Here is a 15,218-nt window from a genome sequence, read left to right as displayed (position 1 = left end):
TCCTCGGCACGTGCGCCGGACCGCGCATCGCCGGGCCCCTCGTCACCTGCATCCCGGTCGTCGTGGGCGTCGTCGGCCGGCGGGTGGATCGGTGGCCCGCCCCGGTCGGGTCGAGCCGTACGTCGCTCAGTCGGGCAGCCGGTCCAGGACCCACTCGCCGATCTCGCGCGTCATGATGGCGTGCGGGTCGTTGTCCGAGGAGAGCATGAAGTCGTCGAGCTCGGACTCCTCCGGGGGCAGGTTGTGGACGTCGACGTACAGGTCGTCCTGCCGGTCCAGGTCTCGGACGGCGACCGCGCTGACGGACGGCACGAAGCACACGGACCGGTGCGCCATCTCGATGGCCTCGCCGAATTGCTTGAGCGTGTCGCCGACGAGACCGAACGACTCCAGCGTCCCGCCCGGCGCCCCGTCCAGCTCGGGGAAGCCCCGCGTGATGATCGTGTGCGGCCCCCCGAGGATGCCGTTCAGCACGGCCACCTCCGCCGGGTCGCCCTGCGACTGGGCGAGGAAGTACGTGCCGTCGAAAAGCGGCCCGGAGCAGCTCAGCGTCTTCGCACCGGCGCGGACGCCGTTGCCCACGCCGTCGCCGCGTCCGCTGGACACGCCGAGCAGGCGCGGGATGCGGGGCCAACCGCCGACCTGCTGGAGCTTCTCCTTGAACTCCTTCCGCAGCGGGCTCTCCTTCGGCGTGCCGTCCACGCTGTCCAGGTACCGCCAGAGCATCTGCTGCGAGGCAGGGCTGCCGATCTGCCGCAGGTACGTGTCGTCCACCGGGGCGAGGTAGTGCGCGAACGCCTGCAGCCCGATCGGCACCCACGCACCCCGGTGCGGGGTGTCGAACGACACGTAGACGCCGACCCGGTGGTCCATGCGCTGCAGTTCCATCTTCGCCAGCGCGTACCGGGTGACCATGCCGCCCATGCTGAACCCGCCGACGACCAGGCGGGTGTCGCCCAGCTGCTCGGCGATGGTCCGCATGATCGCGGCGGTCGCCGTCTCGGCGTTCCGGAGGATCGACTCGCTGCGCTCTTCGAACCCGACGAGGATCAGAGTGCGTCCGCGGCGCCGGAGCTCGCTGATGAACGGGTACCGGCCGTTCTCCAGGTGGTCGTAGAGCCAGTCGAAGTCGGTCGGCCCGAGGTTGAACCCGTCGGCCAGGACGACCGGCCGGACCACGCCCTGCTGGCCCTCCCCGTAGTACACCCGGGCGCTGCCGCCCGGCAGCGGCCACTCCTCGTCGGCGCGGGGCGCCTGCGGGGCTGCTACTGCCGCCTTGCCGATCGGGGTCACGAGTCCGATCGATGCGGCGGCCTTCCTGGCCTTGTCGGTCTTGCTGTCGGCCACGAACGTCCCTTTCCATGCTGCTGACAACGGATCAAGGAACATGCTCGGTGCACGAACCGGCCACTACCCACCTGATTCCATACATTTCACCCTGTTGGGCCGATTGATTCTGTTGTCACCTCAAACGAGGAACGAGGAGGAACGGGGAACGAGGACGGGGGGACCGGTACGGGATCACGCGCGATCGTGGCTGCGGGACGCGGGCGGGATGCTCTGCTCGTACGAGAAGACGTGGTGCGGGTCGTACTTCGCCTTGACCTCGCGCAGCCGGTCGAGGTTCGGCCCCCAGTAGGCAGTCGCCCAGCCCTGCATGCCGATGTTCGGCACGTTGGCGTAGGCGCCGTTCACGTACGGCCGCAGCGCCTGGCCGAACTCGGCGATCCAGGCCTGGGCCCGCCCGGTGAGCGCATCGCCACTGCCCGCCCGCCCGCGGAACCCCCAGCCGGCGCCGGGCTCCGCGTAGAACAGCGCGTCGCGGTGAGGGAAGGCCGTGCCGTCGCGGGGGATCCTCCCGACCGCGCCGCCGAAGGCCTGGGTGAAGAAGTTGCTGGCCTCCGTGGGCGCGTTCCGCATGAAGGACGAAATCAGGCTGATCGCCTCCCCGGGGAAGGGCTCCGTGACGAACTGCGAGAAGAACTTCCAGTTCGCCGGATCGCGCTCGTTCGGAACCTGGAATCCCGCGTAGACGTCACCCCAGTTGCCGGCCTGCACCGTGACCTCGGGGCTGCCGACCGCCAGGACCGCGGCCAGCATCTCCTCCGCCTCGGCCGGCGATCCCTCCACGAGCACGGCGTACAGCAGGGCCTCGTCCCGGTGGATCTCGAGCTGCGTACCGAGGCGGTCGTCGGCGGACGGCGCCGTACGCTGCCACGTGTCGAAGACGCCGTGCAGGTCGCCGAGGCCCTCCCATCGGGCCTGCAGATAGGTGACGCTGCGCAGCGGAGCCACCGTGTAGGTGAGGGACGTGACGATCCCGAAGTTGCCGTTTCCCGCGACGCGGAGCGCCCAGAGCAGGTCGGCGTTCTCCAGCTGGTCCGCCTTGATCACCTCGGCGTCGGTGCTGTCGCCTGCTGCGACGACGACCTCGGCGCCGACGAGGTTGTCGCAGGCCATGCCGAGCCAGCGGGTGAGGAAGCCGAAGCCGCCGCCGAGCGTCGCACCGACGAGGCCCACGTTGCCCTCGGTTCCGGTCGTCACCGCGAGGTCCTGTGCGGCGAGGGCGGTCACCGCTTCCAGCTGGGTGAGGCCGGCGCCCACGGTTGCGATACGGGCGGCGGCGTCGATGTGGACCGACTTGAGCTCGCTGACGTCGATCACGATGCCGTTGTCCACGTTCGACCAGCCTTCGAGGCTGTGGCCGCCGCTCCGGACGCGCACGGCGACGTCGTTCTGCCGCGCCCACGCGAGGGCGTTGACCACGTCCTCGGTGTTCCGGGCGTAGACGATGACCAGGGGGTAGCGGACGAACAGCTCGTCCCAGCCGAGGCTCGCGCCCGCGTAGCCGGGATCGTCGGGGCGGACGATGCGGCCGGTCAGCTGTGCCGGCGGCGGCTGGTGGCCGGGGTGGGCGGGGCGGGTGAAGTCGTGCACGGTCCGCATCCTCGCGAGCGGGAGATGTCGGTCTTCGGCTCAGGCGCATCGTGTCGACCGGCCGGCGTGCGGTCCGTACGTGGTGGATGCGGGATGTGGATGTGTTGTGTTGCCTGTGCCTGGGGCCCGCAGAGTAACAGCGGCGACCCGTCACCGTGCTGTTCCAACACGCGCCCGGACGGCGGCACCCGGTGCCGCTGGTGGCGGTGGCGTCGCCACCGTCGTCCTGGTGGAAGTACGCCCCCGGAAGCCCGCTCAGTTGTTGATCAGATGCCATGCCGTGAGCGCGAGCCGTGCCCGGGTCAGGCCCATGGGTTCGGTGAGTTCGATGCCCAGGGTCTTCGCGATCTGGTCCAGGCGGCGGGCGACGCTGCTGTGGTGGAGGTGCAGGACGTCGGCGGCCTGGCGCAGGGAGCCGGCCGTGCAGTACGCGTCCAGCGTCTCCAGGTCTCCCGGGGTGGCGGCGATCCGGGCGATCGCGGTGACGTCCGCGTTCTCCCGCACGGCCTCCTCCGGGATCCGGGCCAGCAGCGCCACTGCCCCCAGCTCGTCGTGGTGCACGACCGGCCGGCGCGCGGTGGTGAACCGCAGGGCGGTGCGGGCCTCGCGCCAGGACCGGTCCGGGCTGACCGCGGCGCCGATCCCGGCCCGTACGCCCGTCGGGAACCGGGCCGGGTCCACCCCCGTGGCCAGGATCACCCCCACGTCGCCGAGCGGCGCCGCCTTCACCGGGCGGGCCGGGCAGACGAGCCCGCCGATCCGGTCCAGCGGCAGCTCCGACCGCACGGCGACGGCCCGGACCGGCGGCCCGGCGGCGGCGAACCCGAGGAGCCGTAACGCCCGGGCCCGGGCCGCCTCGTCACTGTCGGGGCTGATGACCAGTTCGACGAGGGCGGGGTCGGCCATGGTGGTGCGGGCCGGTCCGTACCGCTCGGCGGCGGCCGCGGCGGCGATGGCGAGCCGGTCCAGCAGCACCTCGTCGAGGGGGCCGGGCGGGCCGGGGCGTTCCAGCCAGACGGTGCCGATCTCCTCCTCGTCGAGCGTGATCGGCGTCGTGGTGGACGCGGCGGCCCGCGGCGCGGGGTCGGGCGGTGGCGTCTGGCTCTTGCGGGGCGGTGCCTGGCTCCCACGGGGCGGTGCCTGGCTGCCGTCGGGCGGTGCCTGGCTGTTGCTGGGCGGTGCCTGGCTCCCGTCGGGTGCGATGCGGATCGCCCGCCCCGTGCCGTGGAGCCGGATCCCGACCACGCACTCGGCGAGACCGGCCGAGGCCCGGGCGAGCGCCGGCAGGTCGACCCGCCGGCGCATCAGGGTGTCGTAGAACGCGACGATGCGCATCGCGCCGTCGACGTACGGATCCAGTCCCGACAGCCGTACGGCCAGTGCCTCCATGGCACACAGAATAGAAGGACAGGAGGTCGGAGCGGGGGCGCCGATCGGCGCGCAATCGGTGCAGGACGCGCGACGGTTGGCGGATGACCGGCCGGGGGCGCGGCCCTGAGGATCGTCGTCATGGACCCCGAACTCGAACCCTTCATCCCGTTCCTTCCCCAGACCGACCTGAACGACCCGGAGGCCACCCGCAAGACGGTTGCCGCCCTGGTCGCCGCGGGCGCCGCGCCGGACACCTCGCGCATGGACGTCGAGGACCGCACGGTGCCCGCGGAACCCGACGTGGCGGTACGGATCTACCGTCCGCACCGGGCGCCGTCGCAGGGCGGCGCGGGCGCCATCGTCTGGCTGCACGGCGGCGGCTTCGTCTTCGGCGACCTGGACACCGAGCACCCGTGGGCCGCCCGGCTCGCGGACGGCTCCGGCGCGGTGGTCGTCTCGGTGGACTACCGCCGGGCGCCCGAGAACCCGTTCCCGGCCGCCCTGGACGACGCGTACGCCGTCCTGGACTGGACCGCCGCGCACGCGGCCGAACTCGGCATCGACCCGGCGCGGATCGCGGTCGGCGGCCACAGCGCCGGCGGCGGTCTCGCGGCCGCGGTGGCACTGCGGGCGCGCGACGAGCAGGGCCCGGCGATCTGCTTCCAGCTGCTCAACCAGCCGGGGCTCGACGACCGGCAGCAGACGTGGTCGGCCCGGAACTTCACCGACACCCCCTGGTTCACCCGCGACAAGACCACCGCCGCCTGGCGGCACTACCTGGGCTCCCGGCCCGCCACGCCGTACGCCGCCCCGGCCCGGGCGACCGACCTGTCCGGCCTCCCGCCCGCGTACGTCGCCACGGCGGAGTTCTGCCCGAACCGCGACGAGGACATCGAGTACGCGCTGCGGCTGCTGCAGGCGGGCGTACCGGTCGAGCTGCACCAGTGGCCCGGCACCTTCCACGGGTCGCAGGCGATCCTCTCCGCCGACATCTCGCAGCGGCAGAACGCCGAACTCGCCGGAGCCCTGCGGCGCGCCCTGGCCGCGTGAACAGTGCGCGCCGACGAGCACGGGGGAGAGCCCCCGTGGCCCCCATCCACCAAGAAGGGACATAGGAGATGAAGATCCGACTGGCGGTGTGCGCGAGCGTGGCCGCGCTCGGTGTGTGTGCGGGCACGGTGGCGGCGGCAGCCCCCGTACCCGCCGCGGCAAGCGGAACGTCGACGGCCGAGGCCACGACCACAGCGACGGCCACGGCCACGACCAGAGCGACGGCCACGGCGACGGCGATGGCGACGGCGACGGCGGCCGCGCCGACAGCCGACGGCGGCGGCACGAGGCCGCCCGCCGCCCGCTTCGCCCCCGCGGAGCTGAAAGCCGCCCTGAACGACGTCCACCGGGCCGGCATGCCCGGGGTGTTCGCCGAGGTGCGCGACTCCGGCCGGACCTGGCGCGGTGCCTCCGGGGTCGCCGACGTCACGACCGGACGTCCCGTCAGGGCCGACATGAAGCACCGCGTCGGCAGCATCAGCAAGACCTTCACCGCCGCCGCGGTCATGCAGCAGGTCGAGCAGGGCCGGATCCGACTCGACGCGCCGATCGGCGACTACCTGCCGCACCTGGTGCCGGGGGAGCGCGGCCGGAAGATCACGGTCCGGATGCTGCTCAACCACACCAGCGGCATCCCGGACTACATCCCGTACGCGTTCCCGTCCCTCCAGGGATTCCCGTCCCTGCCGGACATGTCGGCGAAGAGCCTGGACGAGAACCGCTTCCGGGAGTTCCGCCCGACCGAGCTGATCGAGATGGGGCTCGGGGCGCCTGCCACCGGCGAGCCGGGAGGCCCGACGGGCGTGTACTCCAACACCAACTACATCCTCCTCGGCCAGCTCCTCCAGCAGGTGACCGGCAGCACGCCCGAGGAGTACATCACCCGCCATGTCATCGCCCGCGCCGGCCTCCGGCACACCGAGTTCCCGGCCGGCCCGCGCATCCAGGGCCCCCACTCGCGGATGTACGAGTCCTTCTTCGGCCTCCTCGACCCGCCGCGGGACTACAGCGTCTACACCAACTCCTGGGTGGGGCCGAGTGCCGGCCTGGTGTCCACGATGGAGGACCTGAACCGCTTCTACGCCAAGCTGCTCGACGGCAGGATCGTCAGCCGGGCGTCCCTGGCGCAGATGCAGCAGACCCTCCCGGTCCGCGCCCTGGACGGGTCGACCGTCCAGTACGGCCTCGGGCTGCACGAGGTCCGCACCGGCTGCGGCACCTTCTGGGGGCACGACGGCTCGGCGTGGGGAGCCGGGGCGATCTCCCTGACCCGGGCGGACGGCAAGCGCCAGATGTCCGTGGCGATCAACCTGATGCGGTGGAACGAGCTGGACTCCTCCGGCACGCCGCAGCCCCACCCCATCGACGGTGCACTGACGGCCCTGTACGCCAAGGCGATGTGCGGTGACGGCACCGCTCACGCCGCGGGGACCACCCCACAGGCCCCCGCCGCCCACCCCCACCGCTGAGGGCCTGCCCCCCGCTGGCCGTGCAGGGTCGTGGGAGCACGGCGTGCTGCCGCAGGGCCGGCGTTTTCGCACCGTGACGCAGACGCAGCAGGAACGCGACCGCACAGCGCACGGCACACGGCGCAGCAGCTGCGGCTCGCTGCCCGCGACCTACAGCGGGCTGCTGGCGGGGGAGCCGGGCGACGTGCCGCGGAACTCGTGGACGACCTCGATCCTGCCGACGATGTGGGCGTTGAACTCGTCCAGCTCCTCGGCCGGCACCCACAGCTCCAGGATCGTCTGCCCGCCGGCCTGTTGTACGGGGTACCGGCTCAGGAAGTCCGACTCGACCTCGAAGCGGGTGACGAAGCCGACGCCGCTGTGCGGCACGTTCCAGTCCCTCGCGATCTTAACCGCGTAGTCCTCGTTGAGCACCGGGTAGAAGATCGGCTGCTCCGGCAGCCGAGGCGGCCAGGCACGCCAGTCCAGCTCCCGGACCAGCTCCAGCTCCTCGGGGCCGGTGGGGCGCCACAGGGTCGTCGTTGCTCGCTGGTCGGTCATGGGGATCGCTCTCCGAACGCGTCGTGCCGCCGGTGCGGCCCGCCTGGGACCCCAGACCGTACGGCAGCACGAGCGCAGCCGCCACACACTTTCCGCATGCCGCGCAGGCCTCTGACCAGCGGCTGGATGCGGGAGGAACCGCGCGACGGCCCGCGGTGTCGGGCGGAGCTCCACCACCGGCACCAGAGGAACTCAACGGCGGCGGCGGTGGAGCTCCAGGGTGGCGACGACCGCGACGCCGAGGGTGACGTGCATGAGGGACAGGGCCGCGACGGTGCCGCCGTCGGCGCCGGACGACAGCGGGCCGGCGACCGACAACAGTGCCAGCCCACCGCCCACGAACTGCGCGATCCGCAGGAAGACCGGCTTCCACAGGGCCAGCAGGAGGGCAGCGCCCGTCCCGACGACCAGCGGGACGACGGAGGAGCCGATGACGCCTCCGACCGTGATCGGGTGCTCTTCGCTGCCGTTGACGACGATGAGCGAGGCACCGGCCAGCTTGGCAGCGCCGAGAACGATCAGATTGACCACGGCCGCACCGACCGCACCGGCGACCAGCGCCTTCCACCAGGTGAGGCCGGAACGGTGGACCGAGGGTGCGGCGGGCGCAGTGGGGCCGGAGTTCGAAAGGGCACTGCTCGACATGAGACTTCCTCCAATGTGTGAAGTGCTGCGCTGCCCTACGGCCAGCGGCACACGAAGAAGCCTCCAACCTGAATCTCACTTGAGGTCAAGCCTGTTCCGGCCCTGCGAGGCCAGACCGTGGAGAAGCGATCAGGAATGGAGAGCCCCGGTGAAGTCCTCCTCGCCGGCTGGGATGCGGGGTGGCGGGTCCTGATGGGTGCCGGTCGCGCAGGCGGGGAGCTGCAGGTGCGGGGTGAAGGCGTGCAGGGTGTGGATCCAGTCGGCCTCCGCGAGTTCGCGGCCCGGCGCGCTCTCGCCCGCGTAGGTGCGCATCCAGCCGGTGTAGAGGGCGGTGAGGTGTTCGACGACCGCGGAGTGCCGGTACCAGCAGGGGGTGATGACGTTGTGGAGCTCGAAGGCGGTGCGCAGCCAGTCGACCCAGGCGGCGAGTTCGTGCAGGCGGAGGCGGCGTTCCGCAGGTTCCATGGCGGCCCACACCCAGCGCTGGGGCTCGGGGGCCGGTGGGCCGGGCGGGGGCGGCCACAGGTCCACGGGGTCGGGGGCGGGGTCGGGGCAGGGGGCGGGGTCGGTCGTCATCGGTTCACGTCCCGTGGGTGGTTGTCGCGGGATCCGTCAGTAGTTTGTCGAGGTCCTTGTCGCGGAAGGTGAGGCGCATCCTCACCTTGATCGGCGGCAGGTTCGTGTACTGGGCGATCGCGGTGAAGTCGGGCAGCTGCTGGAGGGCGTGGACGGGGGCGAGGTCGGTCTCGACGGCCTGGGTGTGGGTGGAGTGGGACTTGTGGGAGCGGCCGTGGCTGGTCTTGGTGACCTCGGTGCGCCCGTAGAGGCCGGAGAAGTAGCGCAGGGTCTCCAGGTCGCCGCAGCCGGGCAGGAGCATGCGCAGCCCGGACGCGGACAGGACCGTGTTGGCCTTCTGCTGGCCCAGGGATTCGCGGAGCTGGGAGAGGTCGTGCCAGACCGTGAGGAGGACGATGCCCATGCCGCGGCCGGTGGTGAGGACGTTGGGCAGGCGCGGGTAGCGCAGCATGGTCCCGGCCTCGTCGACGAAGACGCCGACGGCGGGGTCGATGGCCCGGCCGTAGCGGTTGTAGCGGGTCTCGGCGGCGTGGACGGCGCCGGCGATCAGGGAGCTGATGAGCGGGGCGAACCGGTCGGCGTCGGCCTCGGAGGCGATGACGCAGATGGTGCCGCGCTTGTCGAGCCAGTCCTCGAAGGCGAAGTCGCAGCGGGCGCAGGTCTCGCGGACCTCCTCGTCGGCGAAGACGCGGGCGAGGACGTTCAGGCTGAACTGGATGGAGCCGATGCCGTCCTCGTGCAGGCGCAGCCACGGGGAGGCGTAGTCGTCGGCGACGTCGGTGTGACCGTGGGCGAGGAGGACGGCGCGGACGTGGTCGACGGCGTCCTTGCCGAGGGTGATCCACCGGCGCAGGTCGCGGATCCCGCCGCCGGAGAGGTGCGCGGCGAGAAGGATGCCCTTCAGGACGCTCTTGGCCTGGTCGACCCAGGCGGCGGCGCGCTTGTCCCCGGCGGCGGAGGAGGCCTCGGCGAGCCAGGCCGCCATGCGGTCGGCGGCTTTGGCGTCGGTGCAGTACTCCACCGGCGACCAGTGGTCGGTGTCCCGGCCCGGGATCCCGGCGGGGGCGATCACCCACACGGGGCCGAACCAGCGGCGGCGGGCGCGGATGACGTCCAGGTCGGCGGCCTTGGTGGTGGTGACCAGCAGCGGGCCCTGCCATTCGGCGGCGTTGGGCAGGACCAGGCCCGTGGTCTTCGACGAACCCGGAACACCGAACACCGTGGCGGAGATGTTGGGCTGCGCCGCCACCAGCTTCTTCGTGCCCAGGCCCCGCCCCGCCGTGATCCGGTTGGTGCGCCGGCCCGGGTCGTCGTGGGCGGCCATCTTCTTCTCGACCTTCGGCCCGCCCCACTGGGCGCCGCCGCCGCTGCGGCCGCCGCACGCGGAGAAGCGGCCGGCCGCCCTGACGACGACCAGGCCCAGGAGCAGCACCAGCAGCAACAGCAGCACGGTCAGGGCGTAGAAGAGCCACCCGGGCGGCGCCGGGTCGTACACGGCGGCCGGCCCCTTCGCCAGGGCGAGGACCACCGTCACGGGCACGCCCTGGCTGCTGTGCGCCCACCCGCCGCCCGAGAGGAAGGAGGCCAGGGGTGCCGCGAGGAGGACGGAACCGCCGACGGTGACGGCCACGCCCGCCCCGTACGCGGCAAGCAGGGTGTTGTCGTCCAAGCCCACGGTGAGCCCGCGCTGGCCGGCCACGTCAGATCACCATCCGCTCGTCGGTCTCGAAGAGCCGCTCCTCCGTGCGGGAGAGGACGAGCTGCACGGCGTGGGATCCGCCGCCGCGACCGACCTTCCACAGGGCGCGGCCGCGCTGGCCCGCGCCCCAGGAGCCGATCAGGGCGCATTCGGAGTCGGTGAGGCCGATGGCCTCGCGGGTCATCTGCAGGGGGCGGGTGTCCTGGGCGAGCTGGATGCGGGTCTCGCAGGAGGCGATCAGGTCGCGGGCGATCGCTACGGCTTCCGACCCGGCGGCGCCGACCGACTCGAAGTCCGACAGGCGGTGGGTGGCCAGGACCTGGATGGTGCCGGTGGCCCGGGACAGGCGCAGGTCGGCGTCGATCTTCCTGACCATCGTCGCCCCGCCGGAGCGCATCTGCCGCCACAGCTCGTCCCGTACGACGATCCACGGACGCTGCCCGGGCTGGTCGATCGCCGACTGCGCCCACGTGGAGACGCAGGACAGGACCATCGCGACCGTCTCGTCGCCGTACTCCTGCAGGGCGGAGATGTCGACGGACTGGATCGGGGCGTCCCAGTCCAGGCCGATGGAGGTCTCCTCGTCGAACAAGCCGCCGAGGTGGCCGCTGACCATGGCGCCGAGCGCGGAGCGGATGGGGGCCATGGCCTCCCGGGCGCGCTGGATGTCGGCGTCACGGATTCGGAGTTCGCGGGCCATGGCGTCGGTGGGGTCGCGCAACCGGTCGTAGACCAGGGGGAGGGTGGGGACGGCCAGCCGGGTGGCGCCGGCGCCGTGCAGCTCGCCGGTCACCTCCCGGACGGCGACGTCCAGGGCCTCTTCCTCCTGCGGGTCCAGGGTCCGCCGCAGCTGGAGTTCGAGGAGGGCCTTGAGGAGGGTCAGCCGCCGGCGGTGGATCTCCGTGAGCCGCCCGCGCAGCTCGGCAGGGTCCTTCACGAGGTCCAGGCCCGTGCCGAGGGGGCCGGCGTCGAGGGGGTTGAGGCGGCCGGGCAGGCCGGGCCCGAGACGTACGGGCTCCACGCCCAGGTGCTCGCAGAGCGCCGCGTACTCGCCTTTGACGTCGCCGGCGATGAGGGTGCGGTGCCCGAACGCCATCAGACGCAGGGCGACCGCTTTGACGTGCGCGGACTTCCCCGAGCCCGGGATGCCGGTGATCATCACGTTCGGGTTCGTGCACAGGCCTTCCTTCACCCACACCGCCGGGTGGGCGCTGAAGGCTTGCATGGTGAGGGTGTTCTGGCCGATGTACGCCCCCATCGGCGGCAGACTGCCGGCGTGCAGGAACGGGTACAGCCCGGCGACGTTGGCCGTGTCGGCGCGGACGACCTCGGCGCGCGGCACCGCTGCTGCCCGGCCGGCGAAGGGCTGGGTCCAGCCCTTCCGCGGGGCGACCCGCATCGACGTCTCGGGGTCTTCGAGGAGGCGGGCGCGGCGCAGCTCGCGCGCGGTCGGTTGTACGGGCAGGGGTGCGGGCGGGCGTTCGGCGAGGCCGGCGGCCTCGTCGATGCCCATGGCTTCCAGGAGGGTGTCGCCGGCGGGCCGGCGGCGGGAGAGCAGGCCCATCAGAATCCCATCCTGCGGTCGGGCAGGCCCTGGCCGAGCGGCAGGGCGCCGGTGGCGAAGCCGGTGTCCTGGGCGCCCCACATGCGGCGGACCTCCAGCCCAGACGCGGCCGCGTCGGCCTGGAGTTCGGCGCAGGCCGTCTCCATCTCGTCGTAGTCGGTGACGGTGACGGTCAGGACGGCGGTCATGCGGACGACGCCCTGCCCTGCGGCGCGGGCGGCGTCCTGGGCGCGGGCGACGGCTTCCTCACGGCGCTCGTCCTCGCTCTCGTCCCGCCCCGACTTGGCCCGCAGGTGTCGGGCGGAGGACCGCTTGGCCTTGTCACGGGCCAACTCCTGGCGGGCCCGCCGCGGGCCGATCGGCTCGTACAGCATGGTCAGCGACCGGCGGGCGTTCTGCCGCGGCCGCAGCAGCGGCTGGAGGACCGTGGCGTACACCTCCGACTGCGGCCAGGTGCGGACCTGGTACGACACCGACCACGCCCCGTCGTGCCGGTACACCCCCCACGCCGTCTCGGCCGCGGCCGGCCCGGCCAGGTCGGGGTCGACGCCCGGGGCGGTTCCTGACCAGCCGGGCAGCTCGGCGGCCGCGTCGCGGGCGGCGAGCATGTGCTGCGCCTCCGGGTCGTACGCGGTCCGGACGGTCTGGGCGACCGTGCGGGGCGACAGCCACTCGCCGACCTGCAGACTGGCGGTGGCCAGGGCCTGTCCCATCGCGTGGAGTTCGCGGACGAGGACGGCGGCGGCGCCGGTCTGTCCGCCGCCGGCGCCCTTGACGGCCAGGCGGGCCCGGGACGCGGACAGGGTGACCGTCAGGTACGTCTCGCGGGCGGTCGCGGCCGGTCCGGCGCTGTCCATCAGCTCCGACAGGACGGTGACGGCCGCGTCGGGGGCGTCCGCGCTGATGTGGCGGGCGGTCCAACTGGCCAGGGCGGCGCCGTCGTCGGGCAGGCACCGCTGGTGGATGGCGATACGGGTGAGGGGGGAGTCCTCGGTGCAGTACGTACCCAGGAACGCGGCCCAGGCGGCGACGCGGGCGGCTTGCTGGTCGGTGTCGACGAGGGCCAGGCCGGGGAAGGTGACGCGGGCGACGGCGCTGTAGGTGCCGGCGACGGGGTCGTGGACGACGCCGAGCTGTCCGCCGAGCCCGTCGGGCGCGTCGAGGATCCGGAGGCGGGCCAGGGTGCCGGGCAGGTCCAGCGGCTGGCGGCCGGTCGCCGCGGAGCGGGGCGCGAACGCGCCGGAGAAGAACAGGTTCCGTCGGGTAGCCACAGAGATCTGGTGCCTTACTGCGAGAGAGATCCATTCGTCGGCGCTGAGTCCCATCACCCGACCGAAGGCCAGGGCCAGCAGGAACAGCGACAGGGGCAGACACAGGAAGGCGCTCTGCCAGCCGACGTTGAAGGGCAGCGTCGCGATCAGCGAGGCGGCGGCCACCATGGCGAAGCCGGGGCCGGACAGGCGGCCCATGAAGCCGGTGGTCTCGGACTGCCACCCCGAGTAGGAAACGGGCTGTGACACGGTCATCCCCTGGGAGCGGAGTCGGCGTTGAGTCGATGCGGGGGCGGGGGCGGGGGCGGGGGTGGGGGTGGCGGGGCACCCATCGGTGCGGGGGCGGGCTGTCGGCGCGGCGGGATCACCACGTGCCGGCCGCCCGCGGCCCCCTGGTCGAGGCCCGCGTGGGCAGCCGTGTTGGCCAGGCCCGACTCGAGCGTGTCCTTCCCGGCCGCCATGGCCTGCAGCCCGAGCGTGGCGACGCCGGCCGCCCTCCCGCCGAAGCGGGGCGCCGACCGCGCCGCCGAACCGGTTCGCAGGCCCGCCGTCGGAGCCCCGGAGGCCGGCTGGGCGGTGGCGCTCTCCGCGTCCAGCGCCTTGGTGTAGCCGACTCCGCCGCCGACGGCCCCCGCTCCGCTGGGCTCCGCGCGGCCGCCGCCCGCGCCGGAGGACGCGGAGGAACCGAGCGAGCTGACCCAGCCCGAGGCCATCGACGTACCGGCCCCGTTGGTGGTGAACACCATGAACTTGGCGAGGACGGGCCAGCAGAGGGCCGCGGCCAGGAACATCACGAACCCGACGATCATGTTCTGTACGCCCTCGCCCTCGGTCATCGCGAAGACGCCGATGGAGAAGCAGCAGACGATCGCCGGTTTCATCAGCACCAGCGAGATGAACGCGTTCCGCGCCTTGGGCCACCACTCGGCCGTCGCGTCGGACAGCTGGCCGGCGAGGGTGATCGGCATCGTGCCGATGATCAACATGATGCCGACCTGGCGGAGGAGGATCTCCACCCACAGCGCGGCGATGGCCAGGATGCAGATGATCCCGATGACGATGACGACACCGACCGCGGAAGCGGCGACCCCCTCACCGGTGATGAGCGCGCCGCCGGCCGTGGCGGCGCCAGCCCCGCCGGTGATGAGACCGCCGAAGAGGGTGCCGAGCCGTTGCTCCATCGCCCTGGCCGCCGACTCCGGGCCGCTGCCCCCGCTGTCGAAGGTGTAGTTGACGATCCAGTCCGACACGACGTCCGACCACCTCAGGGCCTCCTGGGCGACCAGGAGGTAGACGGAGGAGATCACCGCCCACTTGGCGAGGCCGGTGAGTGCGGTCGCGGCGGGGGCGCCGTTGTGGCTGATCGCCACCTTCCCGAACTGGAGCAGCAGCAGAAAGCACGCCACGACCGCGGAGAGCGAGGTCATCAGCGCGGTGAACTTGCCCAGCCCGGTGTGCCCCAGGTTGATCGTCGAGCTCGTGTTGAAGAACCGCGCGAACTTCTCCAGCAGCCACACCACCGACTTGCCGATGTAGGACGCGGCCTCCTGCAACGCGTTGGACGCGAACTGCGAGAACTTGCCCGCCGCCCACTCCAGCGGCGTCTGGACCGGCTCCCCGAACTTGTTCGTACCCTCCCTTTTACACACGGTGAACGGACGGCCGCTCTTGGCCACGCAGTCGTTGACGAACTCGATCAGCTCCGCGGACTTCTTCCGATCCTGGTCCGAGAAGGCCTCACGCCACTGCTTGAGCCGTCGGGCCTCCGCCTCGCGCTGGCCCTGCTCGGCGCAGTTGCGGGCGCCGTTGCCGTCGGCGCCCTCGCAGATCGGTAGCCGGCCTTTGCCGGGGATCGGAGGGTCGTCGGGGCCCGGCAGGTGGCAGATGGTGCCGTCTTTGATGCGGTCTTCTAAGCAGTACTTGCCGTTCTTGTCGATCCCCACGCTGAACTGCGCCCAGTCGGTGGGGATTGGGGAGGGTGGGCCGACAGAAGCGTGGTAAGTCGGGTTGTCGGCTGCCACCGCCACGGAGACGAAACCGCTGGCCTCGAAGAGCGCCAGCAGAACAGACATCAGGACTACGACGCGGCTGGATCG

Annotated in this window: 12 protein-coding genes; 2 read left to right on the top strand and 10 right to left on the bottom strand. The window is 72.4% G+C overall.

The window, feature by feature from the left end; all coding sequences use genetic code 11:
* Positions 1–126: 126 nt before the first annotated feature.
* The 3 genes from ACFVGY_RS06960 to ACFVGY_RS06950 all read right to left on the bottom strand — a co-directional run bounded on the left by ACFVGY_RS06960 (position 127) and on the right by ACFVGY_RS06950 (position 4,326).
* Positions 127–1,347: an esterase/lipase family protein gene (locus tag ACFVGY_RS06960; protein WP_385672184.1), complete on the bottom strand. Its 1,221-nt coding sequence runs from the start codon at positions 1,345–1,347 to the stop codon at positions 127–129.
* Between the two features lie 174 nt (positions 1,348–1,521).
* Positions 1,522–2,937 carry an FAD-binding oxidoreductase gene (locus ACFVGY_RS06955; protein ID WP_385672181.1) on the bottom strand — a complete coding sequence of 472 codons (1,416 nt, stop codon included), beginning with the start codon at positions 2,935–2,937 and terminating at the stop codon, positions 1,522–1,524.
* 255 nt (positions 2,938–3,192) lie between these two features.
* Positions 3,193–4,326 (bottom strand): PucR family transcriptional regulator, encoded by a 1,134-nt coding sequence (locus ACFVGY_RS06950; protein WP_385672178.1) that lies wholly within the window; start codon positions 4,324–4,326, stop codon positions 3,193–3,195.
* Positions 4,327–4,446: 120 nt separating this feature from the next.
* Between ACFVGY_RS06950 and ACFVGY_RS06945 the strand changes: the two genes are divergently transcribed.
* Complete coding sequence (locus ACFVGY_RS06945; RefSeq protein ID WP_385672175.1) at positions 4,447–5,358, top strand: alpha/beta hydrolase; 912 nt, start codon at positions 4,447–4,449, stop codon at positions 5,356–5,358.
* A gap of 356 nt (positions 5,359–5,714) precedes the next feature.
* Positions 5,715–6,827: a serine hydrolase domain-containing protein gene (locus ACFVGY_RS06940; protein WP_385672264.1), complete on the top strand. Its 1,113-nt coding sequence runs from the start codon at positions 5,715–5,717 to the stop codon at positions 6,825–6,827.
* Positions 6,828–6,977: 150 nt separating this feature from the next.
* Here the strand turns inward: ACFVGY_RS06940 and ACFVGY_RS06935 are convergent, their stop codons facing one another.
* The 7 genes from ACFVGY_RS06935 to ACFVGY_RS06905 all read right to left on the bottom strand — a co-directional run bounded on the left by ACFVGY_RS06935 (position 6,978) and on the right by ACFVGY_RS06905 (position 15,194).
* Positions 6,978–7,367 carry a hypothetical protein gene (locus ACFVGY_RS06935; RefSeq protein WP_385672172.1) on the bottom strand — a complete coding sequence of 130 codons (390 nt, stop codon included), beginning with the start codon at positions 7,365–7,367 and terminating at the stop codon, positions 6,978–6,980.
* Positions 7,368–7,559: 192 nt separating this feature from the next.
* Positions 7,560–8,012 carry a DUF6069 family protein gene (locus ACFVGY_RS06930; RefSeq protein WP_385672169.1) on the bottom strand — a complete coding sequence of 151 codons (453 nt, stop codon included), beginning with the start codon at positions 8,010–8,012 and terminating at the stop codon, positions 7,560–7,562.
* 129 nt (positions 8,013–8,141) lie between these two features.
* On the bottom strand, positions 8,142–8,588 hold the full coding sequence (locus ACFVGY_RS06925; protein ID WP_385672166.1) for a hypothetical protein: 447 nt from the start codon (positions 8,586–8,588) through the stop codon (positions 8,142–8,144).
* Positions 8,589–8,592: 4 nt separating this feature from the next.
* Positions 8,593–10,287: a type IV secretory system conjugative DNA transfer family protein gene (locus ACFVGY_RS06920; RefSeq protein WP_385672163.1), complete on the bottom strand. Its 1,695-nt coding sequence runs from the start codon at positions 10,285–10,287 to the stop codon at positions 8,593–8,595.
* A 1-nt stretch (position 10,288) separates the two neighbouring features.
* Positions 10,289–11,851, bottom strand: coding sequence for a type VI secretion protein (locus tag ACFVGY_RS06915; protein ID WP_385672160.1), 1,563 nt, complete (start codon positions 11,849–11,851; stop codon positions 10,289–10,291).
* Positions 11,851–13,377 carry an SCO6880 family protein gene (locus ACFVGY_RS06910; protein WP_385672157.1) on the bottom strand — a complete coding sequence of 509 codons (1,527 nt, stop codon included), beginning with the start codon at positions 13,375–13,377 and terminating at the stop codon, positions 11,851–11,853. The genes ACFVGY_RS06915 and ACFVGY_RS06910 overlap by 1 nt, the downstream gene beginning before the upstream one ends.
* The gene (locus ACFVGY_RS06905; protein ID WP_385672154.1) at positions 13,374–15,194 is read right to left on the bottom strand and encodes a hypothetical protein; all 1,821 of its coding nucleotides are present in this window, start codon (positions 15,192–15,194) and stop codon (positions 13,374–13,376) included. The genes ACFVGY_RS06910 and ACFVGY_RS06905 overlap by 4 nt, the downstream gene beginning before the upstream one ends.
* Positions 15,195–15,218 lie beyond the last annotated feature (24 nt).

Source organism: Streptomyces sp. NPDC127106 (genome assembly GCF_042677605.1).
In the GTDB taxonomy this organism is placed as follows: Bacteria; Actinomycetota; Actinomycetes; order Streptomycetales; family Streptomycetaceae; genus Streptomyces.
This window is presented reverse-complemented; position numbering and strand designations above follow the sequence as displayed.